This window comes from Salinisphaera sp. S4-8, assembly GCF_040361235.1.
Lineage (GTDB): Bacteria > Pseudomonadota > Gammaproteobacteria > Nevskiales > Salinisphaeraceae > Salinisphaera.
The window spans coordinates 270,520-294,487 of record NZ_APNF01000001.1 but is presented as its reverse complement, the minus strand read 5'-3'; the positions used below and the strand labels follow the sequence as shown (position 1 = coordinate 294,487).

The 23,968-nt window shown below is 64.8% G+C and carries 23 protein-coding genes and 1 other RNA gene; 21 read left to right on the top strand and 3 right to left on the bottom strand.

The genetic code is table 11. The features are described 5' to 3' along the window. Window positions 1-64 precede the first annotated feature (64 nt). The 5 genes from petA (at window position 65) to S4A8_RS01335 (ending at window position 3,842) form a co-directional block, all read left to right on the top strand. Entirely contained in the window at window positions 65-664 is a 600-nt protein-coding gene (gene petA / locus S4A8_RS01355) for a ubiquinol-cytochrome c reductase iron-sulfur subunit (protein ID WP_353178088.1), read from the top strand. Continuing rightward, on the top strand, window positions 665-1,879 hold the full coding sequence (locus S4A8_RS01350) for a cytochrome b (RefSeq protein ID WP_353178090.1): 1,215 nt from the start codon (window positions 665-667) through the stop codon (window positions 1,877-1,879). Then, on the top strand, window positions 1,876-2,628 hold the full coding sequence (locus S4A8_RS01345) for a cytochrome c1 (protein WP_353218726.1): 753 nt from the start codon (window positions 1,876-1,878) through the stop codon (window positions 2,626-2,628). Before S4A8_RS01350 ends, S4A8_RS01345 begins: the two co-directional genes overlap by 4 nt. A 24-nt stretch (window positions 2,629-2,652) precedes the next feature. After that, window positions 2,653-3,285 carry a glutathione S-transferase N-terminal domain-containing protein gene (locus S4A8_RS01340; protein ID WP_353178094.1) on the top strand — a complete coding sequence of 211 codons (633 nt, stop codon included), beginning with the start codon at window positions 2,653-2,655 and terminating at the stop codon, window positions 3,283-3,285. Between the two features lie 134 nt (window positions 3,286-3,419). After that, the gene (locus tag S4A8_RS01335; protein ID WP_353178229.1) at window positions 3,420-3,842 is read left to right on the top strand and encodes a ClpXP protease specificity-enhancing factor; all 423 of its coding nucleotides are present in this window, start codon (window positions 3,420-3,422) and stop codon (window positions 3,840-3,842) included. A gap of 14 nt (window positions 3,843-3,856) precedes the next feature. Here S4A8_RS01335 and S4A8_RS01330 read toward each other — a convergent pair whose 3' ends face one another. From S4A8_RS01330 to S4A8_RS01320, 3 genes are all read right to left on the bottom strand, one after another. Further along, on the bottom strand, window positions 3,857-4,456 hold the full coding sequence (locus S4A8_RS01330) for a phosphoheptose isomerase (RefSeq protein ID WP_353218725.1): 600 nt from the start codon (window positions 4,454-4,456) through the stop codon (window positions 3,857-3,859). Continuing rightward, complete coding sequence (locus tag S4A8_RS01325; protein WP_353178098.1) at window positions 4,446-4,805, bottom strand: YraN family protein; 360 nt, start codon at window positions 4,803-4,805, stop codon at window positions 4,446-4,448. The genes S4A8_RS01330 and S4A8_RS01325 overlap by 11 nt, the downstream gene beginning before the upstream one ends. Before the next feature lie 86 nt (window positions 4,806-4,891). After that, window positions 4,892-6,802: a penicillin-binding protein activator gene (locus S4A8_RS01320; RefSeq protein ID WP_353218724.1), complete on the bottom strand. Its 1,911-nt coding sequence runs from the start codon at window positions 6,800-6,802 to the stop codon at window positions 4,892-4,894. A 97-nt stretch (window positions 6,803-6,899) separates the two neighbouring features. Between S4A8_RS01320 and rsmI the strand changes: the two genes are divergently transcribed. The 16 genes from rsmI (at window position 6,900) to ftsA (ending at window position 23,902) form a co-directional block, all read left to right on the top strand. Beyond that, on the top strand, window positions 6,900-7,751 hold the full coding sequence (gene rsmI, locus S4A8_RS01315; RefSeq protein ID WP_353218723.1) for a 16S rRNA (cytidine(1402)-2'-O)-methyltransferase: 852 nt from the start codon (window positions 6,900-6,902) through the stop codon (window positions 7,749-7,751). A gap of 39 nt (window positions 7,752-7,790) precedes the next feature. Beyond that, window positions 7,791-8,142: RNase P RNA component class A (gene rnpB / locus S4A8_RS01310), an RNA gene on the top strand. 383 nt (window positions 8,143-8,525) lie between these two features. Next, window positions 8,526-8,987 (top strand): division/cell wall cluster transcriptional repressor MraZ, encoded by a 462-nt coding sequence (gene mraZ / locus S4A8_RS01305; RefSeq protein ID WP_353178103.1) that lies wholly within the window; start codon window positions 8,526-8,528, stop codon window positions 8,985-8,987. 52 nt (window positions 8,988-9,039) lie between these two features. Next, entirely contained in the window at window positions 9,040-9,990 is a 951-nt protein-coding gene (rsmH, locus tag S4A8_RS01300) for a 16S rRNA (cytosine(1402)-N(4))-methyltransferase RsmH (RefSeq protein WP_353178104.1), read from the top strand. Beyond that, on the top strand, window positions 9,987-10,256 hold the full coding sequence (ftsL, locus tag S4A8_RS01295; RefSeq protein ID WP_353178106.1) for a cell division protein FtsL: 270 nt from the start codon (window positions 9,987-9,989) through the stop codon (window positions 10,254-10,256). Before rsmH ends, ftsL begins: the two co-directional genes overlap by 4 nt. Further along, window positions 10,253-12,010 (top strand): peptidoglycan D,D-transpeptidase FtsI family protein, encoded by a 1,758-nt coding sequence (locus S4A8_RS01290; protein WP_353218722.1) that lies wholly within the window; start codon window positions 10,253-10,255, stop codon window positions 12,008-12,010. Before ftsL ends, S4A8_RS01290 begins: the two co-directional genes overlap by 4 nt. Continuing rightward, complete coding sequence (locus S4A8_RS01285; protein ID WP_353178109.1) at window positions 12,007-13,497, top strand: UDP-N-acetylmuramoyl-L-alanyl-D-glutamate--2,6-diaminopimelate ligase; 1,491 nt, start codon at window positions 12,007-12,009, stop codon at window positions 13,495-13,497. The genes S4A8_RS01290 and S4A8_RS01285 overlap by 4 nt, the downstream gene beginning before the upstream one ends. Further along, window positions 13,494-14,876 (top strand): UDP-N-acetylmuramoyl-tripeptide--D-alanyl-D-alanine ligase, encoded by a 1,383-nt coding sequence (locus S4A8_RS01280; protein ID WP_353178111.1) that lies wholly within the window; start codon window positions 13,494-13,496, stop codon window positions 14,874-14,876. Before S4A8_RS01285 ends, S4A8_RS01280 begins: the two co-directional genes overlap by 4 nt. Beyond that, window positions 14,870-15,952 (top strand): phospho-N-acetylmuramoyl-pentapeptide-transferase, encoded by a 1,083-nt coding sequence (gene mraY, locus S4A8_RS01275; RefSeq protein WP_353178112.1) that lies wholly within the window; start codon window positions 14,870-14,872, stop codon window positions 15,950-15,952. The genes S4A8_RS01280 and mraY overlap by 7 nt, the downstream gene beginning before the upstream one ends. Beyond that, complete coding sequence (gene murD / locus S4A8_RS01270) at window positions 15,949-17,289, top strand: UDP-N-acetylmuramoyl-L-alanine--D-glutamate ligase (RefSeq protein WP_353218721.1); 1,341 nt, start codon at window positions 15,949-15,951, stop codon at window positions 17,287-17,289. Before mraY ends, murD begins: the two co-directional genes overlap by 4 nt. Then, window positions 17,286-18,437: a putative lipid II flippase FtsW gene (ftsW, locus tag S4A8_RS01265; RefSeq protein ID WP_353178115.1), complete on the top strand. Its 1,152-nt coding sequence runs from the start codon at window positions 17,286-17,288 to the stop codon at window positions 18,435-18,437. Before murD ends, ftsW begins: the two co-directional genes overlap by 4 nt. Then, the gene (gene murG, locus S4A8_RS01260; RefSeq protein ID WP_353218720.1) at window positions 18,434-19,537 is read left to right on the top strand and encodes an undecaprenyldiphospho-muramoylpentapeptide beta-N-acetylglucosaminyltransferase; all 1,104 of its coding nucleotides are present in this window, start codon (window positions 18,434-18,436) and stop codon (window positions 19,535-19,537) included. Before ftsW ends, murG begins: the two co-directional genes overlap by 4 nt. Further along, entirely contained in the window at window positions 19,534-20,988 is a 1,455-nt protein-coding gene (murC, locus tag S4A8_RS01255) for a UDP-N-acetylmuramate--L-alanine ligase (RefSeq protein WP_353218719.1), read from the top strand. The genes murG and murC overlap by 4 nt, the downstream gene beginning before the upstream one ends. Then, the gene (locus S4A8_RS01250; protein ID WP_353178120.1) at window positions 20,985-21,950 is read left to right on the top strand and encodes a D-alanine--D-alanine ligase; all 966 of its coding nucleotides are present in this window, start codon (window positions 20,985-20,987) and stop codon (window positions 21,948-21,950) included. The genes murC and S4A8_RS01250 overlap by 4 nt, the downstream gene beginning before the upstream one ends. Next, on the top strand, window positions 21,937-22,683 hold the full coding sequence (locus tag S4A8_RS01245; protein WP_353218718.1) for a cell division protein FtsQ/DivIB: 747 nt from the start codon (window positions 21,937-21,939) through the stop codon (window positions 22,681-22,683). Before S4A8_RS01250 ends, S4A8_RS01245 begins: the two co-directional genes overlap by 14 nt. Further along, window positions 22,667-23,902, top strand: a complete 1,236-nt coding sequence (gene ftsA, locus S4A8_RS01240; RefSeq protein ID WP_006913126.1) for a cell division protein FtsA — start codon at window positions 22,667-22,669, stop codon at window positions 23,900-23,902. The genes S4A8_RS01245 and ftsA overlap by 17 nt, the downstream gene beginning before the upstream one ends. The last annotated feature ends 66 nt before the right edge of the window (window positions 23,903-23,968 follow it).

Below are 23,968 nucleotides of genomic sequence, written 5' to 3'. Positions count from 1 at the left end.
CGGATCACGCACCCATCAGAAAAATCGAACCGGCATTTCTGCCCTGCTCGAAGAGGTTTTACGCATGAGCAAAGAGGGGGTCGACGTCGGCAAACGCCGATTTTTGACCACCGCCACCGCAGCCGTCGGTGGCGTGGGCGCGGCCTTTGTGGCCACACCGTTTGTCAAGTCCTGGCTGCCGAGTGCGCGCGCCAAGGCGGCTGGCGCTCCGGTGGAGGTCAACATCGCTGCATTGGAAGAGGGCGCCATGGTCAGCGTGACCTGGCGAGGCAAGCCGGTCTGGGTGGTGCGTCGCACGCCCGACATGCTGGAAACCCTGGATGAAGTCGCGCCGGAACTGGCAGACCCGGAATCCAAGATGGACCAGCAGCCCGAGTACTGCCGCAACCCGCACCGCTCGATCAAGCCGGCGGTTCTGGTGATGGTCGGCATCTGTACGCATCTGGGGTGCTCGCCGAAATATCGGCCCGAGGCCAGCGGCGGTCAGCTCGACTACAGTGGCTTCTTCTGCCCCTGTCATGGCTCGAAGTACGATATCTCGGGCCGTGTATATGCGGCCCAACCGGCGCCACTCAATATGGTCGTGCCGCCGCATCGCTATGAGAGCGACAGCCTTATAGTGGTAGGCGAGGATCCGAACCAGGGCGGCGAGGAGGCTGCGTAAATGGCAAGCAAGTTCATGAACTGGGTCGATGCCCGGTTCCCGGCGACCCAGCTGTGGAACGAACACATCGGCCAGTACTACGCTCCGAAGAACTTCAACGTCTGGTACTACTTCGGCTCGCTGGCCATGCTGGTGCTGGCCAACCAGCTGATCACCGGCATCTGGCTGGCGATGTTCTACAAGCCGTCCGCTGCCGCCGCCTTCGGCTCGGTTGCCTACATCATGCGCGATGTGGAGTGGGGCTGGCTGATCCGCTACATGCATTCCACGGGTGCATCGTTCTTCTTTATCGTCGTCTATCTGCACATGTTCCGTGCCCTGCTGTACGGCTCGTACCGCAAGCCGCGTGAACTGCTGTGGATTTTCGGCTGCCTGATCTTTCTGGCGCTCATGGCCGAAGCCTTCATGGGTTACGTGCTGCCGTGGGGCAACATGTCCTATTGGGGCGCGCAGGTGATCATCTCGCTGTTCTCGGCGATTCCGGTGGTGGGCGAACAGCTCACGACCTGGATTCGCGGCGACTTCGTGATCGGCGACGCCACGCTCAACCGCTTCTTTGCCCTGCACGTCGTGGCGCTGCCGTTCGTGCTGGTTGGCCTCGTGATCGCGCATATCATGGCGCTGCATCATGTGGGTTCGAACAACCCCGACGGTATCGAGATCAAGGCCAACAAGAACGCCGACGGCCATCCGGTGGATGGCATTCCCTTCCACCCGTACTACACGGTGAAGGATCTGTTCGGTGTGGGCGTGTTCCTGATCCTGTTCTCGGGCGTAATCTTCTTCGCGCCGGAATTCGGCGGGTTCTTCCTCGAGCCGCCGAACTTCACCGAAGCCAATCCGTCGGTTACGCCGGAACATATTGCGCCGGTGTGGTACTTCACTCCGTTCTACGCGATGTTGCGTGCCGTGCCCGATAAGCTCGGTGGCGTGATCACCATGTTCGGCGCGGTTTTGATCATGTTCGTGCTGCCGTGGCTGGATCGCAGCAAGGTGAAATCGATCCGCTACAAGGGTCTGATCTTCAAGGCGATGCTGGCTGCATTCGTGGTGTCGTTCATCGTGCTGGGCTATATCGGCACCCAGGCGCCGAACCCGACGCTGACGTTGATCGCGCGGATCGCCACGATTGTCTATTTCGCGTTCTTCCTGCTGATGCCGCTCTACAGCATCATCGACAGGACCAAGCCGGTTCCGGAAAGGGTGACGGGATGATGCGTCGGTTTTTCATTGCGCTGTTTCTGATGATGCCGCTGGCCGCATTGGCGGCAGGCGGCGAATCCGTGCCTTTCCATCATGAAACCAATCTGGGCAACCAGGCTTCGCTGCAGCGTGGCGCCAAGATGTTCATGAACTACTGCTCGGGCTGTCATTCGCTGCAATACATGCGCTACCAGCGTATTGCCGACGATCTGGATATCCCCGAAGAGGTCATGGAAAACAACCTCATGATGACCCGGGGCAAGATCCACGACACCATCCAGGGCACCATGGATGCCGAAAGCGCGGCCGAATGGTTCGGCAAGGCGCCGCCGGATCTGTCGTTGACCGCCCGTGAGCGTGGCGCCGACTGGATCTACAGCTTTCTGCTGAGCTTCTACCTCGACGACTCGCGTCCGACCGGCGTGAATAACGTGGTGATGAGCAATACGGCCATGCCGGCCGTGCTGGCCCCCTTGCAGGGGTATCAGGCACTCAAGCACGACGAGTCGGCTGAAGGCGGCGAAGGCGAAGCGCACGGCGAAGGCCACGGTGCGCCCGAATTCGAACTGGTCCAGGAAGGCCAGCTCGACCCGGCCGAATACAAGGCCGCGGTGGGCGATCTGACCAACTTTCTGGTCTATGTTGGTGAGCCGGCCAAGCTGGTGCGTTACTCGCTCGGCTTCAAGGTGATCGTGTTCCTGCTGCTGTTCACGGCACTGGCCTATATGCTCAAGCGTGAGTTCTGGCGCGATGTGCATTGATACATCGCGTGGGCGCTGCTGAGCATGGCCGCTCGTAGCGCCACGATCACGCTGTACTCGCGCCCGGGCTGTGTCCACAGCCATCGGGTGCGGCTGGTGATGGCCGAAAAGGGCGTCGACAGCTACAACGTGGTCGAGCTGCGCGAGGATGAAGAGAGCGAGGATCTGCTCGAGCTCAATCCGTATAACACGGTGCCGACGCTGGTCGACCGCGAGCTGGTGGTCTACGACCCGCGTATCATTCTCGAGTATATCGACGAGCGCTATCCGCATCCGCCGCTGATGCCGGTCGACCCGGTTCTGCGGGCGCAGTATCGGCTGGCCATCTTTCGTATGGAGTCCGATCTGTACGAACTCTGTGCCGATCTGGACAGCACGCCGGCGGTAGCGCGCAAGGCACGCGAGCGCATGACCGAGTTGCTCACGACGCTGGCGGCCGATTTCTCGCCGCGGGAATATGTCGGCGAGGAGTATTCCCTGGTCGACTGTACCCTGGCGCCCATTCTATGGCGCCTGGACTACTACGGCGTGCGTGTGCCGCAACGTCACGCCAAGACGCTGACGCGTTATGCCGAGCGCCTGTTCGCAAGGCCTGCCTTTGCGCAAAGCCTGTCCGCGCTCGAGGCGGAAATGGGCACACTTCCGGCCGCTCGCTGACCGCGGAAATTGGCGAGCCGGATCGATCGAGCCGGCGTATGCGAATACGCCACTTGCGTAGACGCCCGATCTGCCCCACCTTCGGATCAGGCTATTCGTTTAGAAATTGAGTTGAGGTTGTGTTGATGGCCGAACTGACGTCCCGACGGCCGTATCTGATTCGTGCGCTCTACGATTGGGTGCTCGATAACGATCTGACCCCGCATCTGCTGGTTGCCGCCGATGCCGATGGTGTCGATGTGCCGCGCCAGTTCGTGACCGAGGAGGGCAAGATTACGGTCAACATCAGCCCCGGCGCGGTGCGCGGTCTGTCGCTGGAGAATGAGTTGATCAGTTTCTCGGCTCGGTTTTCGGGCCAGAGTTATAACGTCAGTGTGCCGCCGGGTGCGGTGCTGGCGTTATACGCGCGTGAAAACGGCGAAGGCATGCTCTTCGGCGATGTCGAGAGCACGCCCACGCCGCCGGATGGCGGCCCGGGGGGCGGTCGCGATACCGGCTCGGATGACGACGCGGGCGAAAGCAAGAACAAGCACCCGCATCTCAAGGTGGTGAAGTAGCCACCCCGCGGGGCTCAGCCGAGTAGATCGTCCTCGATCAGCCGGCACAGACAGTGAATGAACAACAGGTGCATTTCCTGTATGCGTGCCGTGCTGTCGGCGGCGGCGCGTAATTCGCAGTCGTCTTCGTCCAGCATTGCCGCCATGCGTCCGCCGTCGCGACCGGTGAGTGCAAGCACGTTCAGGCCCTGGGCATGGGCGGTATCGATCGCTTCGCAGACGTTGGCGGAATTGCCGCTGGTGCTGATCGCCAGCAGTATGTCGCCGGGCTGGCCAAGCGCTTCCACCTGGCGTGAAAACAGCCGGTTATAGGCGTAGTCGTTGGCGATTGCGGTCAGCGTGGAGCTTTCCGTGGTCAGGGCGATGGCCGGCAGGGCCCGGCGTTCGCGTTCGAACCGGTTGATCAGTTCCGAGGAGAAATGCTGGGCGTCGCCGGCGGAACCGCCGTTGCCACAGGACAGCACCTTGTGCCCGTCGTTCAGGCAGTCGATCAGCATATCGGCGGCGCTGACGATCTGCTGGTCCGTGGCGGCGAGGGTGGCCATGTTGGCCTGCGCATTGTCGGCAAACAGTTGCGTGATCAGCTGAACGCGCGTGTCGGCATTATTCGGCATAGAAAGCGTTCTCTATCCAGTCGAGTTCATTGTTCGCATTCACGCCGACCACGTCGAAACGGATGGTGGCCTGCGCATAGCGCGGATATTGCACCAGAAAATGGCGGGCGGCACGCACGATACGCTGTTGCTTGCTGCGGGTGACGCTGCCCGCGGCGCCGCCATAATCGCTACGTGCGCGATAGCGCACTTCCACGATCACCAGCATGCCCTTGGCGTCGTAGACCAGATCGAGTTCGCCGCCGCGTACGTTGTAGTTGCGTGCGATACGCTTCCAGCCGCGCTTGCGCGCGGCCCGGTCGACACGGTCCTCGGCCTCGTGGCCGGTGTCCAGGGTGTTGCCAGGCACCGCGTTTGACTAGCCTTGCGGCGAATACAGGCACGGGCCGGCGGCGCGGTTCGACAACACGCGCACCGCCGGCCGTGTGGATTGCGCTAGCGCGCCCACGGATCCTGGCTGTTGGAGGTCGCCTGGTCGTTGCGTGCATCGTTGATGGACGGCATGGCCATGAGCTGCGGTTCGCCATCGCGGAATACCGCCCAGGCGAGATAGCGTCGGATCGTGCCGTCGGGATTGACCTTGAGCACGCCGCTCATGCCCTCGAACAGATCATTCGGCTGCAGGCCCTGTTCCGCGATGCGATCGGTCAGTTTCCAGGCATCCATGCCCATCGCGAACAGCCGCTTGTAGTGCTTGGCGGTGGCGCCGTACGCCTGTTCGGCTTCGCCGCGGCGCGTGTCCAGAAAATCGCCTTCGCCGACGACCCAGGGCATATCGACGAATTCCACCCCATTGAGATCGATATCGTTGCCGGGATCGGGGGTGCCGGTATAGGCATGCGAGGTGGTGACCATCGGCAGCCTGCGGGCGCGGTAGAAGCGCAGCTGGCTGCGGATCAGGCGGGCCTGGTCCGGCTGGCCGGCCACGAAGATGAAATCGGCGCCGCCGCCGCTGCGAGAACTCTGCAGCAGGCGCTGGATGGGGTCGCGGTGGTCAGGCTCGCTGGGCTCATAGGTGGCCTGATCGACGATCTGGCCGCCACGGCTTTCGAATGCTTCACGAAACGCGGTGAATACACGACGGCCCCAGTCGCCGCTGGGTACCAGTGCCAGCGCACGGCGGCGGCCCTTGTCGGCTGTTTGGCGCGCGACCTCGCGGGCCTCGTCTTCGGGCGCGAGCGCGAACTGGTAGAAGCCGGCACGGGTGTTGGGCGTGTCGCTGTAGTTCAGGCCGATGGTCGGGATGGGGCTGTTCAGCCGTGCCATCTCGGCGACCTTCGGCTTGTCCAGTGGGCCCACGAGGATTCCTACGCGATCACTTTGTGCACGGCGCAACAGTTCGTTGGCGCTCATCGTGTTGGTGTCGTAGATGATCGGGCGCGACGGCGCGCTGCTATCGTGTTCGTAGGCGAACAGGAAACCGTCGCGAATGGCCTCGGCAGCATTGGCGAACTGACCGGTCAGGGGCAGGGCCAGGGCGACGGTGTCGCTTTGCGGGCGCGGAGCCTGGCCGAAACGCTGGCCGGGGCGGTTACGCTCGACCGGCGACGTGCGCGGCCGGTAATCGAAGCGCTCGCGTAGTACGGCGCGGGTGGCCGGATGCTGCGGGAAACGTTCCTCCCAGGCGGCCAGCGCACGATCGCGTTCGTTGCGGCTGTTCCAGCGCCGCTGTCCGATCTCGGCCAGCGCCAGCCAGCCGACGGTGGTCTTGTCGGCGTTTTGCGCGGCCGGGCTTTGCGGGCCCTGACCGGCGGTGATGGCATCCAGCGACTTGCTGTAGATCGCGTCGTCGTTACCGCGCAGCATGCGGTCGTCGACCAGCCACACGCCCCGTTGAACCAGTGCGTTGATACCGGCGATCAGGTCGTTCTGTTGAAAGTACAGCTGGGCGCGTTTTTCCCAGACCCGTTCGGCGACCGCCGGCGGGGTGCCGCTGCTCGGGGGCGGCAACTGTTCGAGCGCGGACGCAGGCGGCGTGCCCACCAGATTGACCTCGCGCCGGGCCAGCTCGTAGCGGGCGCGTTCGAGGTCGTTGAGCGTGGACGGCGGAAAGCTCGACAGGATCTGCTTGGCCATCTGCGCATCGCTCGCCTGGGCGGCCGCCAGCCCGGCTTCGAAGCGCAACTGGCGCGAGCGATCCGGGTTGGATTCGCTGGCCGAGGCCTGGGCATACAGCTGGGCGGCACGGGCATAGTCGCCCTGCGCGATCGCCTGTTCGGGGCTGGTCGCCGGCGCGGCGCTGTCGCGGCTCTGGGCATCGCGCAGTTGCTGTGCGCAACCGGCCATCGTCAGGGCAAACAGCAACAGGGCCAGTACGCCCAGCGATGGCTTTTTATAGATCGTCATAATGTTGGAACTCCCGGGTGTGCGCGCCAGATCCCCCCAGGCGCGCGAGTATGACCGGCATAATATCAGCGCCATCCCTCTACGTCGTGAAACGACCATGCAATCGATGCCTGCCGCGCTCTGGATCGTGGCCACACCGATCGGCAACCTGGGCGATTTCAGTGATCGCGCCCGCCGTACGCTGGCCGATGTGGCCTTGATCGCTGCCGAGGATACGCGCCATAGCGCGCGTCTGACCCGCCATCTGGGTATTGATACGCCGATGGTGTCGCTGCACGAACACAATGAACACGCGCGCGTCGAGCGTATTCTCGAAAGCCTGGCCGCAGGCGAGTCGGTCGCGCTGATCAGCGATGCCGGCACGCCGCTGATCAGCGACCCCGGCTATACGCTGGTGGGTGCGGTACGCGCGGCCGGTTATCCGGTGCTGGCCGTGCCCGGCGCCTGTGCCGCGATCGCCGCACTGTCGGTGGCCGGGCTGCCCAGCGATCGTTTCGTGTTCGAAGGCTTCCTGCCGGCCAAGGCCACGGCACGCCAGGCACGGCTCGGCGAGCTCGCCGACGAAACCCGGACGCTCATATGCTACGAGTCCAGCCACCGTATCGAGCGCTGTGTACGCGATATCGCTGCGGTATTCGGTGCCACGCGCCGTATTGGTCTGTGCCGTGAGCTGAGCAAACTGCACGAACAAAGCGTCGTGCTCGAGGCCGAGGCGCTGGGGCAGTGGCTGGCCGAGGACGACAATCGCCGGCGCGGCGAATTCGTGCTGGTGATCGAAGGCGGACCCCCCCAACGGCGCGATGGCGCCGAGATCGCACTCGACGACCTGCTCGGCGAACTGTTGGCACTCACCGGCACCAAGCAGGCGGCCAAGGCGGCCGCGCGCCTGACCGGCGCGGCCACCAACGACATTTATGCCCGGGCATTGGCGCTTGCGGCTGCCGATTGATGCACCGCAGCGTAGCCACGGGTGCTAGAATTCGCCCTCGGAGCCGGCCACGCAATCGCGGTGCCCGCATGGGCACGGAGGAAAGTCCGGGCTCCACAGGGCAGGATGCCAGGTAACGCCTGGGAGGCGTGAGCCTACGGAAAGTGCAACAGAGAGTAGACCGCCTATGGCTCGTTCACGAGCCAGGTAAGGGTGAAACGGTGCGGTAAGAGCGCACCGCGCGTCCGGTAACGGTTCGCGGCACGGTAAACCCCATCCGGAGCAAGACCAAATAGGAGGACGACGTGCGGCCCGCACAGTCCTCGGGTAGGTCGCAAGAGGCATGTGGCGACGCATGTCCCAGATGAATGATTGCGTACGACAGAACCCGGCTTATCGGCCGGCTCCGAACCTCTTTTCTGATATCCGACGATGTCTGCCAGTCGACGGTTTGCGCCAAGCATGGGCTCACGCCCCACCTGCGCAAATCGCGCGCCGGTTTGCGCACGCCACCTATCCCCCGTTCGTCAATTTTTATGGCATTACAAGGGCCGGCGGGCCCTGTCGGCTCATAAAATCGTCGAGCTAGAACCGCTAAAACCCTAAAAAACAAAACAAAATAAGAACCGCGATTTTCGTCCCAAATCGGGCTGGGAAGGCGTCAGAAAGCACTGTTTTGCTGGGTTTTTTTGCCATCCGCTGTTTGCTTGACACCCGAAAGCGGCGCTGCCTATAGTGGCGCCGAGGGGTAGGAAGTGGGGCAAAGTGGTTCAACGGCGATAATGAGGCCGCAGCGTGTTCAAGGGGTCGCATCCGGTCACTATCGATGCCAAGGGTCGTATTGCGATCCCGGCGTCGTATCGCCAGTCGTTGGTCGACGACTGCGCGGGCCGGCTTGTCGTGACCCAGCATTGGGATGGCTGCCTGCTGATCTACCCGTTGTCCGAATTTCAGACATTTGAGAACAAGCTGCTGGCGAAAGGCGGGCTCGATCCGAAGGTGAGAAATATCCAGCGTTTTCTGATTGGCAACGCGCGCGATGTCGACATGGACAAGCAGGGCCGCCTGTTGCTGCCGTCGAATCTGCGCGCCTATGCGCAATTGGAATCCAAGGCCGTGCTTTCGGGCATGGGCAATCTCTTCGAGCTGTGGGACGAAGCCACCTATCAGGCGCGTTCGGCCGATATCGCTGCCCAGTTGGCACAGGACGCCGCCAGTGGCGAGCTGCCTGATGTGCTGATGGACCTGAGCCTGTGACCCCCTTCATCAAACATCGCCGTTCATAAAAGCCATGAGGATCGCTGCCCACATGTCGCAGGCCGAACATCAACCGGTACTGCTCGACGCCGCATTGGCGGGCCTCGGCCTGCGCGCGGATGGCGTGTATGTGGATGCCACCTTCGGGCGCGGCGGCCATAGTGGTGCTGTGCTCGCCCAGCTGGGCGAGGCCGGCCGGCTGATTGCCTTCGACCAGGACCCGGACGCCGAGCGCCATGCCCGGGCGCTCGCCGAGCGCGACCCGCGCTTTACCTTCGTACGTGCCTCCTTCGCGGAACTGGGCGAACGTGTACAGGCGCTGGGGCTGGCCGGCCATATCGACGGTGTGCTCTTCGATCTGGGTGTGTCCTCACCCCAGTTCGATGTCGCCGAGCGTGGTTTTTCGTTCCGGCATGCGGGACCGCTCGATATGCGCATGAACCCCGACGCCGGTCGGCCGCTCTCCGACTGGCTGCATACCGCCAGCCACGGCGAGATCGCATCCGTGATCAAGCGCTATGGCGAAGAGCCGATGGCGGGACGCATCGCGGCTGCGATTCTGGATGCTCGCGCGCACGCACCGATTGCTGATACGGCCCGTCTGGCGGCAATCGTGGCCAGTGCCATTCCGGCGCGTGTGGCGGCCGGCAAACGGGTGCATCCGGCCACGCGCACGTTTCAGGCCTTTCGTATGCATGTCAACGACGAACTCGGCGCGCTCGAGCGCGGCCTCGATGCCGCCTTCGATGTGCTCGCGCCGGGTGGGCGTCTAGCCGTGATCAGTTTTCATTCGCTCGAGGATCGGCGCGTCAAGCGATTCATTCGCGCCCAGGCGCGTCCCGCGCCGCCGCCCGTACCCATGGCGCCGGCGCATGAACCGGCGCTGCACGAAATCGGCAAGCCCGTACGTGCCGATGCGCAGGAGCTGGCGACGAATGCCCGCGCCCGAAGCGCCATTCTGCGTATCGCCGAGCGCACCCACGCCCCGAAGGTGTCGTCATGAGCCGGCAGGCACTCACGATTGGCGCCTTGTCGCTGGCCATTCTGGTAAGCGCGGTCGCGGTCGTCCAGGCCAAGCACAAGACCCGCGAAATGGCCCACGAGCTCCAGGTCGAACGTGTCGAGCGCGACAAGCTGTCCACCGAATGGGCACAGCTGCAGCTCGAGGAAAGCGCCTGGGCCAATCCCGACCGCGTCGCCCAGGTTGCCCGTCGTGATCTGGGCATGGTGCAGCCGCGCCAGTATGTCGTGCTGGAGTCCAAGCGATGAGCCGGCATGATCAGCCGCGCGGTCAGCGCGCGAAACGCAATACGCCGCCCGCGCCGCCGCGCTGGCGTGGCTGGTTCGTACTATCGTTGTTCGCCGTTTTTGCCGTGGTGCTGGCCGGCCGTGCGTTCGATTTGCAGGTGCTCGACCAGGCATTTCTGACCAAGGAAGGCGACAAGCGCCATCTGCGCACCGTGTCGGTGCCGGCCGGGCGTGGCGAGATCAAGGATCGCAACGGCGAACCGTTGGCGCTGTCCGCGCCCACCGAATCGGTCTGGGCGGTGCCCGGTGCGGTGCTAGAAGCGCCGGACAAGATCGCTCCGCTCGCGCGTGAACTGAACATGCCGGTGTCCGAGCTGCGTAGCCGTCTGGAAAGCTACAAGAGCCGGCAGTTTCTGTATCTGCGCCGCCAGCTCGCGCCCACGGATGCGCGGGCCGTGATGGCGGTCGATGCGCCGGGCGTGTTCCTGCAGCGCGAATACAAACGCTATTACCCGGCCGGCGAAGCGGCGGCCCAGATCGTGGGCATGACCAATATCGATGGTCGTGGCCAGGAAGGCCTCGAACTCAATCGCGACGAGTATCTGCACGGCGAGCCGGGCAGCCGCCGCGTGGTCAAGGATCGCGTCGGCCGCGTGGTGGAGGATCTGGCCGAGTTCCAGCCGCCGCAGGCCGGCCACGAACTGCGTCTGACCATCGACTCGCGCATGCAGTATCTGGCGTATCGCCATATCAAGGCCGCGGTCATCAAGAACAATGCCAAGGGCGGCATGGTGGTCATGCTCGATCCGACCACGGGCGAATTGCGCGCGGTGGCCTCGTATCCGAGTTTCAACCCGAATGATCGCGATTCCATCGACCCCTCCGGTGTACGCGCCCGCGCGGCGACCGATGTCATGGAGCCGGGTTCCACGGTCAAGCCGCTGCTGCTGGCCAAGGCGCTGGATAGCGGCCTGTTCGATACCGATGACGTGATCCATACCAAGGGCTGGTTCATGGTCGGCCGGTTGACGGTCAAGGATTTCCGCAACTACGGCGATGTCGACTTCGCCAAGATCCTGCAGAAATCCAGCAACGTCGGCGCCGCCCATGTCGGCCTGAAAATGGGCGCCGAAGGCGTGTGGCGTGCCTATAACGATTTCGGCTTCGGTGATATCACCGGCAGCGGTTTCCCGGGCGAGCGCTTTGGCGTGCTCAAGGACTTCTACGAGTGGAATAACGTCGAGACGGCGACTGCTTCTTATGGCTATGGCCTGGCCGTGACCGCGTTCCAGCTCATCCGTGCCTACGGCGCGATTGCCGATGACGGCATGCTGCGCAGCCTGCGCCTGATCGAAGGCGACGGCGCGGATATGCATGCGCCGCCCAAGCGTGTACTCAAGCCCGAAACGGCGCGCACCATGCGCCACCTGCTGGAAGGTGTGATCACGCCGGCCGGCACCGCGACGCGGGCCGCGATCCCCGGTTACCGGGTGGCCGGCAAGACCGGCACCGCCCGCAAGGCCGGCAGCGGGGGCTATAACGCCGATCGCCATCAGGCGCTGTTCGTGGGCATGGCGCCGGCCGAAAAACCCGCGCTGGTGACGCTGGTCATGCTCGACGAGCCCAAGAAGGATGCCTACTACGGCGGGGCGGTCGCCGCGCCCGTGTTTTCTGCGGTCATGCGCGATGCGCTGCGTTTGTTGCGCGTGCCGCCGGACAATCCCAGCGTGTTGACGGCCTCGGCCGATCGCCGCGGCAAGGGGGCAGGCACATGAGTACGCTTGCGCCTGTACAGCCGCCGCGTCAGCCCTTGGCCAGTCTGCTTGCCGGACTGGCCAACGACGTGCCGGACGTGGATATCGACAGCGTGGCGATCGATAGCCGCCAGGTCGCGCGCGATGGCGTGTTTCTGGCCTATCAGGGCACGCGCAGTCACGGGCTGGATTATGTCGATGACGCGATCGCGGCGGGTGCTGCGGCCGTCGTTTGGGATCGCGGGCGTGCGCCGGCGCTGGATATCGCCAATGTCCGTGTCGACGGGCTGGCGCGGCAGGCCAGCCGTATTGCCGGGCGCTTTTATGGCGAGCCGTCGCAGCAGTTGTTCGTGGCCGGTATTACCGGCACCGATGGCAAGACCTCCTGTGCCTGGCTGTTGTCGCAGGCCATCGAGGCGCTGGGCGAGCGTTGTGGCTATATCGGCACCCTCGGCCTCGGTTTTGCCAACGACTTGACCGAAGCGACCCACACCACGCCCGATCCGGTCGGCGTCCAGGACTGGCTGGCGCGTCTGGCCGCGGCCGATGCCAACGCGGTGGCCTTCGAAGTGTCCTCGCATGCGCTGGATCAGTATCGCGTGGATGGCGTGGACTTCGACGTGGCCGTGCTCACCCAGCTCGGGCGCGATCATCTGGATTATCACGGCGATGTCGAATCCTATGCGGCTGCCAAGCAGCGGCTGTTCGCCTTCGACGGCCTCGATGTCGCGGTACTCAACGGGGACGACGCCTATGGCCGGCAATGGCTGGCCACGCTGGCCGACGCCGTCATGCCGGTCGTCTATGGGCATGGCGATATGGCCGCTCTGGCCGAGCGCTATGTGCGTATCGCGTCGGTCGAAACCCGTATCGACGGTCTCGCGCTGACACTGGATACCAGCTGGGGTCGGGCACATGTCGAAAGCATGCTGGTCGGGCGTTTCAATGCCATGAACCTGGCCGCGGTACTGGCCGTGCTGCTGGCTCGTGGCGTGGCGTTCGCGCGTGCCACGGCGGTACTTGCACGCCTGACGACGGTGCCCGGGCGCATGCAGCGCGTGGATTGGCGCGATGACCAGCCGATGGTGGTGGTCGATTTTGCCCATACGCCGGGCGCGCTGACCCAGGCGATTGCCGCGGTGCGCGCGCATGCGCAGGCCCGCGTGTTGTGCGTATTCGGCTGTGGCGGCGATCGCGACACCGGCAAGCGCCCGCTCATGGGCGCGGCGGCCGAAGCGGCTGATCGCATCTGGATTACCGACGACAACCCGCGCAGCGAAGCCCCGGCTGTGATCGCGAACGCCATCCGTGCCGGCATGCATGCCGATGCGCCGGTCACCATCGAGCACGACCGCGCGGCCGCGATTGCCGCAGCGATCCAGGCTGCAGAGCCTGGCGATGTCGTGCTCATTGCCGGCAAGGGCCATGAAACCACTCAGCAGACCGGCGATACACGACGTCCGTTCGACGACCGCGTGGTCGCGCGCACCGTGCTGGAGGCGCTATGAACGGCCGCCTGTCCGAACTAGCACAGACACTGGGCGCGACCCTGCACGGTCACGACGCCGAGTACGTCGGCGCGAGTATCGATACGCGCCGGCTCGAGCGTAATGCGCTGTTCTTCGCCCTCCCGGGCACGCGCGTCGACGGGCACGATTTCGTTGCCCGGGCGGCAAGCCTCGGCGCCGCCGGCGCGGTGGTTGCCCGCGAGGTCGATTCGCCGTTGCCGCAGTTGCAGGTCGCCGATGTCGAGAAGGCGTTGCAGCAGGCCGGCGCAGCTGCGCGTCAGGCCTTTAGCGGCACGGTGATTGGCGTGACCGGCAGCAACGGCAAGACGACGGTCAAGCAGATGCTGGCCGCGATTCTGGGTGAGGCCGGGTCGGTGCTCGCCACCGAAGGCAATCTGAACAATCAGCTGGGCGTGCCGATTACGCTCATGCGGCTCAACGACAGCATCAACCGTGCCGTCATCGAAATGGGCGCCTCGCACGCAGGCGATATCGCCATGCTGTCCGAGCTTGCCCGCCCGCACGTCGGGCTGGTGAACAATGCCGGCCTGGCCCATATCGAAGGCTTTGGCAGCCGCGAGGGCGTGGCCCGGGCCAAGGGCGAAATGTTCTCGAGCCTGGCGGCCGACGGTATTGCCGTGATCAACGGCGATGACGATTTCGCACCGCTCTGGCACGAACTCGCCGGTGATCGCGCGCGGGTCGTATTTGCGCGCCATGCCCGTGCGGAGGCCGACGTATTCGCCAGCGATATCGAGCTGGAAGCCGACAGCAGCCGTTTCACCCTGCATACGCCCACCGGCGCGGCCGATGTCGTGCTGCCGCTGGCTGGGGCGCATAACATCAGCAATGCGCTGGCGGCCGCGGCCGTGGCCAGCGCGATCGATCTCGACGCCGATCTGATCGCGCGCTCGCTGGCGGCGATGGTCGGCGTGGGCGGGCGGATGACGATCATTGCCGGGCGCCACGGCGCGCGTCTGATCGACGACAGCTACAACGCCAACCCCAATTCGCTGGCAGCCGCGCTGGGCTGGCTGGCCCAGCAGCGCGGTACGCGCTGGGCCGCGCTCGGTGATATGGCCGAACTGGGCGAGCAGGCCGAACAGGCCCATCGCGATGCCGGCCGGGCAGCGCGCGAATCGGGCATCGAACGGCTCTGGGTGACCGGCGAACTCAGCCGGCTGACGGCCGAAGCCTTTGGTCCGGGCGCGCAGTGGTTCGCCAACCACGGCGAGCTGATCGCGGCGCTGGAAACCGCCTTGTCGGTACGCCAGCGCGATACGACCCTGCTCATCAAGGGCTCGCGCAGCGCACGCATGGATCGTGTGGTCGATGCGCTGGCTGTCGAAGACAATGCCAGGGCGGGGGTGTCATGCTGACGTTCCTTGCCGAATGGCTCGAACCGCTGCACAGCGGTTTTCGTGTTTTCCAGTTCATTACGCTGCGCGCGATTCTGGGCGTGCTCACGGCGATGGTGTTTTCGTTCGTGTTCGGCCCGATCATGATTCGCAAGCTGACCTTTCATCAGATCGGTCAGCACGTGCGCGACGACGGCCCGCAAAGCCATCTGGTCAAGGCCGGCACGCCCACCATGGGCGGTACGCTGATCATCGCCGCCGTGCTGGTGGCGACCCTGCTCTGGGGCGATCTGGGCAACCGCTGGGTGTGGCTGGTGATGCTGGTGACCGCCGCGTTCGGCGCGATCGGTTTCGTCGACGACTACCGCAAGCTCAAGTTCGGCAACAGCAAGGGTCTGTCGGCAAAAGCGAAATATGGCGCCCAGAGTCTGGTTGGCCTTGCCGCCGGACTGTGGCTGTATCTGGGCGCGACCAGTGCGGCCGAAACCAGCGTGCTCATTCCCATGCTCAAGCATGTGTCGGTGCCGCTGGGCGCGGGTTATATCCTGTGGAGCTATCTGGTGATCGTGGGCTCGAGCAACGCGGTCAACCTCACCGATGGCCTCGACGGGCTGGCGATCATGCCCTGTGTGCTGGTGGCCTCGGCGCTGGCGATCTTCGCCTATGTGGCCGGCAACGTGCAGTTTGCCGACTATCTGGGCTTTGCCTATATCGAGGGCGTGGGTGAGCTGTCGATCTTCTGTACCGCGATCGGCGGTGCGGGGCTGGGCTTTCTGTGGTTCAACGCCTATCCGGCCCAGGTGTTCATGGGCGATGTTGGCGCGCTCGCGCTGGGCGCCGCACTGGGCGTGGTGGCCGTGGCCGTGCGCCAGGAGCTGGTGCTGGTGGTCATGGGCGGCATTTTCGTCGCCGAAACCGTGTCGGTGATTCTGCAGGTGGCGACCTTCAAGCTCACCGGCAAGCGCATGTTTCGCATGGCGCCGCTGCACCATCATTTCGAACTCAAGGGCTGGCCCGAGCCCAAGATCATCGTGCGATTCTGGATCGTCACGCTGGTGCTGGTCCTGATTGGTTTGTCCACGTTGAAGATCCGATGAGTGGCCTGCGCGAACAACTCGCCAACGCCGCCGTGCTGGTGGTTGGCTGCGGTGTGTCGGGCGTATCGGCCGCACGCTTTGCCAGCGCCTGTGGCGCGCGCGTGCGGGTGGTGGACAGCCGCGACGAGCCACCGGGCGCGCCGGCGCTATTCGAACATTGCCCCAAGGCGAGCCTGATCGTGGGCGAACTCGATCCCATGCTGCTCGACGGCATGACCCATATCGTGGTGTCGCCGGGTGTGGATCTGCGCGAGCCGCTGATCGTCGCCGCGCGCGAGCGCGGTCTGGACGTGGTGGGCGATATCGAATGGTTTGCCCAGGTCGTCGATGCACCGGTGGTTGCCATTACCGGTTCCAACGGCAAGTCCACGGTCACCGCCTGGATGGGCGAGATCGCGCAGGCCGCGGGTCTGAATTACGCCATCGGCGGCAATTTCGGTACGCCGGCGCTGGATCTGCTTGCCGACGATATCGAACTCTATGTGCTGGAGCTGTCGAGTTTTCAACTCGAACTCACGCACCGGCTGGCCGCGCGCGCGGCGACCGTGCTCAACATCAGCGCCGATCATATCGACCGGCATGGCTCGCTCGAGCACTACGCCGACCTCAAGGCGCGTATTTTCGCCGCGGCCGAAGTGGCCGTGATCAATGCGGACGATGCCCGCGTGGCGGCCATGCCCATCGGCTCGGCCCGTGTATTGCGCTTCGGCGTGGCAGCGTCGGCGAACTATCGCCTGCTCGATACGGCCGATGCACGCTATCTCGCACGCGGCGATCAGCCGTGGCTGGCCTGCGACGAACTACGCCTGGCCGGGCGTCATAACCAGCTCAACGCGCTCGCGGTGTGGGCATTGGCCGAGGCCGCCGGCATCGACCAGGCAGTGATTCGCCGTGGCCTGACGCGCTTTGCCGGCTTGCCGCATCGCTGCGAAACCGTTGCCGAAATCGACGGCGTGCGCTGGATCAACGATTCCAAGGGCACCAATCCCGGCGCCATGATGGCCTCGCTGGCTGGCATGGATACGCCGGTGCTGCTGCTCGCCGGTGGCCAGGCCAAGGGCGCGGACTTCGCCGAGCTCGGCCCACTTGCCGGCGACAAGGCCCGGGTGGTGATCGTGTACGGCCAGGATCGCGACACGATCGCGGCGGCGGTCGACGCCTATGTCCCCGTCGAGCGGGTCGATACGCTGCAACAGGCCGTACGCGCGGCCGCGAATCAGGCCGAGCGCGGCGACACCGTGCTGTTCTCGCCGGGCTGTGCCAGTTTCGATCAGTTCGACAATTACATGCACCGCGGCGAGTGCTTCGTCGCTGCCGTACAGGAGTTGGCGGCATGATCCGCGCGTTGCAGACCATCCAACTGCCGCGGGTACGCCCGGACACCGCGTTGCTGGTCGCGCTCGCGCTGATCGGCGGTATCGGTCTGGTCATGGTCGGCTCGGCCTCGGTCGCGGTCGCCGATCGCCTGACCGACGACCCGATGTACTTTTTCTACCGTCAGGCCGTGTTCGCGCTGATCGGTCTGGTGGCCGGCTTTATCGTGCTGCACGTGCCGATGCGTGTGTGGCAGGCCAATACCTTCACATTGCTGGGGATCGGCCTGCTGTTGTTGTTGATCGTGCTCATTCCCGGTATCGGCCATGCGGTCAACGGGGCGCGGCGCTGGATCGACCTTGGCCCGGTGGCCATGCAGGCCTCCGAGCCGGCGCGCTTCTGCCTGATTCTGTACGTGGCCGGCTATGCCGCCCGCCGCCAGACCGAACTGGCCACCAGTTGGGGCGGGTTGTTCCGGCCCATGTTCTTCATGGCGCTGGCGAGTTTTCTGTTGCTCATCGAGCCGGACTTCGGCGCTGCTGCCGTGATGGTCGCGGTCGCCGCCATCGTGCTCTTTCTGGCCGGCGCGCGGCTGACCTATCTGCTCGTGCTCGGCAGCCTGGCCGGCACCGCGGTGGTGGGGCTGGTGCTGTCGTCGCCGTACCGCCTCGCGCGTCTGCTGAGCTTTTCCGACCCCTGGGCGCATCCCTATGCCAGCGGTTTTCAGCTCACCCAGTCGCTGATCGCGATCGGGCGCGGCGAGATCGCCGGCGTGGGGCTGGGCAATTCGGTTCAGAAGCTGCTGTATCTGCCGGAAACCCATACCGATTTCCTCTTTGCCATCTATGCCGAGGAGTTCGGCCTGATCGGCACGGTGGTGCTTATCGGCCTGTTCGCGACCGTGGTCTGGCGCGGCTTCGTCATCGCGCGCCGCGCGATCGTGGCCGATCAGCTGTTTGCCGGCTTCGTCGCCTACGGCATGTCCAGCTGGCTGGTGTTGCAGGCGTTTCTCAATATCGCCGTGAACATGGGGCTGCTGCCGACCAAGGGTCTGACGCTGCCGTTGATGAGCTATGGCGGTTCCAGCCTTGTCATGATGTGCGTGCTCTGTGCGCTGCTGATCCGGGTCGACATGGAAACCCGTGTCCCGGAAAAAGGAGGCGCCCGATGAGCGCGTCCGCAAGCCACACGCTGAACACGCCACACGTGCTGATCATGGCCGGCGGAACCGGTGGCCATGTGTTCCCGGCGCTGGCCGTGGCCAAGGCGCTGATTGCGCGCGGCGTACAGGTGAGCTGGCTGGGGACGGCCGCGGGCATCGAAGCACGGCTGGTGCCGGCCAACGACCTCACCCTGCATACGATCGACGTCGCCGGTCTGCGCGGCAAGGGCATGCTGTCGTGGTTGGCCGCGCCGCTGCGTCTGTCCCGTGCTTGCCTGCAGGCCCTGGGCGTGGTACGACGCGTGGCCCCGCAGCTGGTGGTGGGCATGGGCGGTTTTGCCGCAGGCCCCGGTGGTCTGGCTGCGCGCCTGACCGGCCGGCCGTTGCTCATCCACGAACAGAATGCCGCGGCTGGCCTGACCAATCGCCTGCTGGCGCGCATGGCGACCACCGTTTTGCAGGCGTTTCCGGATACATTTGCCGGCGACAAGGCCCGTAGCGTGGGTAATCCGGTACGCGCAGAAATTCTCGATCTGCCGACGCCCGATGAGCGGTTTGCGGATCGCGAGGGCCCGATTCGTCTGCTCGTACTCGGCGGCAGCGGCGGCGCACTGGCGATCAACGAGCGCGTGCCGGCGGCACTGGCGCGTATCGAGGCCGACAAACGCCCGCAGGTACGCCACCAGGCCGGGCGTACGCTCGAGCAGGCCGAGGCGGCCTACGCGCAGGCCGGTGTCGAGGCCGACGTGAGCGCGTTCATCGACGACATGGCCGCGGCCTATGCCTGGGCCGACGTGGTGATCTGTCGCAGCGGCGCACTGACCGTGGCCGAACTGGCGGCGGCCGGCGTGGCGGCATTGCTGGTGCCCTATCCCTACGCGGTGGACGATCACCAGCGCGCCAACGGCCAGTATCTGGTCGATGCCGGCGCGGCCACGCTCGTCGATCAGTCCGAATTGAGTGTCGAGCGCCTTGCCGAGGAAATCGAGCGCCTGTGTGCCGATCGCAACGCCCTGCGCGATCGCGCCGAAGCGGCGCGGCGCGTGGCCTGGCCGCATTCCACCGACGATATCGTCGCCGCCTGCTTCGACACCATGGAGGCCGCATGATTGCCGCCGACGGACGTAGCAGCAACGGCGACTTCCAGCCGCTGGCCGAGCGGCCGATGCGGCGCGTGCGCACGGTGCATATGGTCGGCATCGGCGGCGTCGGCATGGCCGGTATTGCCAGCGTGCTGCTCAACCTCGGCTACGCCGTGACCGGCAGCGATATCAAGGACGGCGTCACCACCCAGGCGCTGGCGGCCCAGGGCGCAAAGATATTCATGGGCCATGCGGCCGAGAATGTCGAAAGCGCGGACGTGGTGGTCGTATCCACCGCGGTGGCCGAGGACAATCCGGAAGTCGCCACCGCCCATGAACGGCTCGTGCCGGTGGTGCGGCGCGCGGAAATGCTCGCCGAGCTGATGCGTTTTCGCTATGGCATCGCCGTGGCCGGCACGCACGGCAAGACCACCACCACCAGCCTGGTCGCGGCGCTGCTGGCCGGCGGCGGGCTGGATCCGACCTTCATCGTCGGCGGCAAGGTGCTGGGCGCGAACAGCAACGCGCGCCTGGGCGAGGGGCCGTATCTGGTCGCCGAGGCCGACGAATCGGATGCCAGCTTTCTGTTTCTGACCCCGATGATGGCGATCGTCACCAATATCGATGCCGATCATCTGGAAACCTATGGCGGCGAGTTCTCGCGCCTGACCGAAACCTTCGTGGAATTCCTGCACCACCTGCCGTTCTATGGGCTGGCCGTGCTGTGTGCCGACGACCCGGTGGTGCGCTCGATTCTGGCCGATGTCGGCCGCCCGATCGTGACCTACGGTATCGACCACGACGCCGACATCATGGCCGAGAACCTGGCCTTCGACGGTACGGGTACGCGCTTTACGCTGCGCCGTGCCGGTGAGCCGGGCCACGATGTTCATCTCAATCTGCCCGGCAAGCACAACGTGCTCAATGCGCTGGCCGCGGCGGCCGTGGCCCATGAGCTGGGCGTGGACATGGCCGCGATTGGCCAGGCGCTGTCGCAGTTCGCGGGCATCGGTCGGCGCTGTGAAGTGCATGGCGAGATCGTGCTTGCCGGCCAGCGGGTGCTGCTGGTCGACGACTATGGCCATCACCCGCGCGAACTGGTGAGCATTATCAGCGCGGCCCGTAATGCCTGGGCCGATCGCCGGCTGGTGGTGGTATTCCAGCCGCATCGTTTCTCGCGGACCCGCGATCTGTTCGACGACTTCTGCCAGGTGCTGGCGGAACTGGACGTGCTCGTGCTCTGCGAAGTCTATGCCGCGGGCGAGCATCCGATCGCCGGTGCCGACGGTCGCGCGCTGGCACGTGGCGTGCGTGCACGCGGCAAGGTCGACCCGGTATTCGTCGACGACGTGCATCAGCTCAGCGACGTGCTGGGCGGCGTGGTACGCGAGGGCGATGTCCTGCTCACCCTCGGTGCTGGCGACATCGGCGCCGTGGCCCAGCAGATGGCACGTACTTTCAAGGAAACAACGACATGAGCAATTCGCGTATTACCGATGCAAGCGCGTTCGGCCGTGTCGCCGTATTGATGGGCGGCTGGTCGGCCGAGCGCGCGGTATCGCTGGATTCGGGCGCGGCCGTCGGTGCGGCCCTGCAACGGCGTGGTGTCGATGTCACGATTATCGATGTCGACCAGCGCCGCGTACTGGGCCTGGCCGAGGAAGGCTTCGATCGCGTCTGGCTGGCCCTCCACGGGCGCGGCGGCGAAGACGGCGTGGTTCAGGGCGCGCTGGAACTCCAGGGTCTGCCTTATACCGGCAGCGGTGTGCTGGCCAGCGCGTTGTCCATGGACAAGGTGCGGACCAAGGCACTGTGGGCCGCTCAGGGTATTCCCACGCCCGCCCATCGCCTGCTGGATGCGCGCACGGATTCCAAGGCCGTGGTCGAAGCGCTCGGGCTGCCGCTGATCGTCAAGCCCGTGCATGAAGGCTCGACCATCGGCATCAGCAAGGTCGAGCGCATCGAGGATCTGGACGCAGCCCGCGCGGCGGCGGCGAAGTACGACCGCGAGGTCATGGCTGAACAGTTCGTGGACGGACCCGAATATACGGCTTCGATTCTCGACGGGCGGGCGCTGCCGCTGATCAATATCGAGCCCTCGAGTGGTTTTTACGACTACGAAGCCAAATACGTCGCCAATGACACGCTCTATCACTGCCCCTGTGATCTGGAGCAGGGCCGCGAGGCAGAACTGCAGCGTCTCGCCCTGCGTGCATTCGAAATTACCGGCGCGCGTGGCTGGGGTCGTGTGGATTTCATGCTCGATGCCGCCGGCCAGCCGTGGTTTCTGGAACTCAACGCCATTCCCGGCATGACCTCGCATTCGCTGGTGCCGATGGCCGCGCGCGCGGCGGGGATGGATTTCGACGAACTGGTGTGGCGCATTCTCGCGGCCACGCTCACGACGCCCAATCAGGAGAAAGACAATGAACTGGCGTGAACCCAAGCGCTGGCGGGACGCCCTGCTGGGCGCTGGGCTGCTGCTGGGGGTGGCGGCCTGTACCTGGCAAGGGATCAAACCCGAAGGCGAAGCCACTCGACACCTGTATATTAGCGGCGATGCCGTGCATGTCAGCGACGATCGGATCGCCGAAATTGCTGCTCCGTATCTGGATGCCTCGTTCTTCGAGGTGGATCTGGAAGGGCTGCAGGCGAAACTCGGTAATCTGGCCTGGTTGCGCGAAGTCAAGGTTTCGCGCCACTGGCCGGATGGCGTGGTTGTGCGCGTGAGTGAGCATGAGCCGGTTGCCCTGTGGGGCGAGCGGGGCGTGCTTGCCAAGGATGGTCAGGTTTTTACACCCTCGGCACAGACGCGCCCGACGGGGCTGGTGCAACTCGATGGGCCCGATACCGCGGGTCTGAAGGTCTACAACCGATATCGCAAGCTGGCCAAGACGCTGGCCGCGCACGATGTCGAGCTGGCAAGCCTCACGCTCGACGCACGCGGCTCGTGGAGCGCGCAGCTGGGCGATGGTCTGGAACTGCGCCTTGGGCGTGACGATATCGATGCCCGGGTACAGCGCTTCGTGCGCTATGCGCTGGGCGATGAACAGGCGCGCAGTCGACTGGCCGAGGCCGGCTATATCGATTTGCGCTATAGCGACGGTTTTGCAGTCGGCGGCACACGTGCCGCGACCGGCAATCAGGAGAAAGGTGATGAGCAAGCGGCCTGACCAGAATCTCGTCGTCGGCCTCGATATCGGGACCTCCAAGGTCGCCTGTATCGTCGCCGAGGTGAACGAGGGCAAGCTCGAGATCATTGGTCTGGGTAGTGCGCCCTCACGCGGCATGAAAAAGGGGATGGTGGTCAATATCGAATCGACCACCGATTCCATTCGCCGCGCGGTCGAGGAAGCCGAGCTGATGGCGGGTTGCCGGATTCAGTCCGTGCATTGCGGTATTTCCGGTGCCCATGTGCGTTCGCTGAATTCGCACGGCATCGTGGCGGTGCGTAACAAGGAAGTCACCGAATCCGATATCGAGCGCGTCATCGATGCCGCCTGTGCGGTGGCGATCCCGGCCGATCAGAAGATCCTGCACGTGCTGCCGCAGGAATTTGCCGTCGACGATAACGAAGGCATTCAGGAGCCGGTCGGCATGTCCGGCGTGCGCCTGGAAGCCAAGGTCCATATCGTCACCGGTGCGGTGACCTCGGCCCAGAATATCCAGAAATGCGTGGCTCGCTGCGGCCTGGAAGTCTCCAAGCTGTCGCTGGAACAGCTGGCCTCGAGCTATGCGGTGCTCTCCGACGACGAAAAGGATCTGGGTGTGGCCCTGGTGGATATCGGCGGCGGCACATCGGATATCGCCGTGTTCGTAAATGGCTCCATTCGCCATACGGCGGTGATTCCGATCGCCGGCGACCAGGTCACCAACGATATCGCCGTGGCCCTGCGTACGCCGACCCAGCACGCCGAAGGCATCAAGATCCGTTATGGCTGTGCCTTGCCGGAGCTGATCGAGGACGACGACGCGATCGAGGTCCCCAGCGTGGGCGAGCGCCCGCCGCGGCGGCTGTCGCGCTACACGCTCGCCGAAGTCATCAAACCGCGCTATGAAGAGCTGTTCATGCTCATCCACAAGGAGCTGGTGCGGTCCGGTTTCGAGGATCTGCTGGCCGGCGGCGTGGTGATTACCGGTGGCTCTTCCAAGATGGAAGGCCTGACCGACCTGGCCGAAGAGGTGTTTCACATGTCGGTGCGCCTGGGCACGCCGCAGCGTGTGCAGGGGCTGTCGGATGTGGTCAAGAACCCGATCCATGCCACCGGCGTGGGTCTGCTCGAGTTCGGTAATCGGTCCCAGCCGCGGCCGGGAATCGACGTTTCCAATAACGATAATTCGTTTGCGCAGGTCTGGGAGCGTATGAAGGCCTGGTTCCAGGGGAATTTCTAGTTTCGCGTTCGATCAACGTCGGATGAGCCGGTAATCGCCGGACCCGACACACAAGTTTTTCCGCAA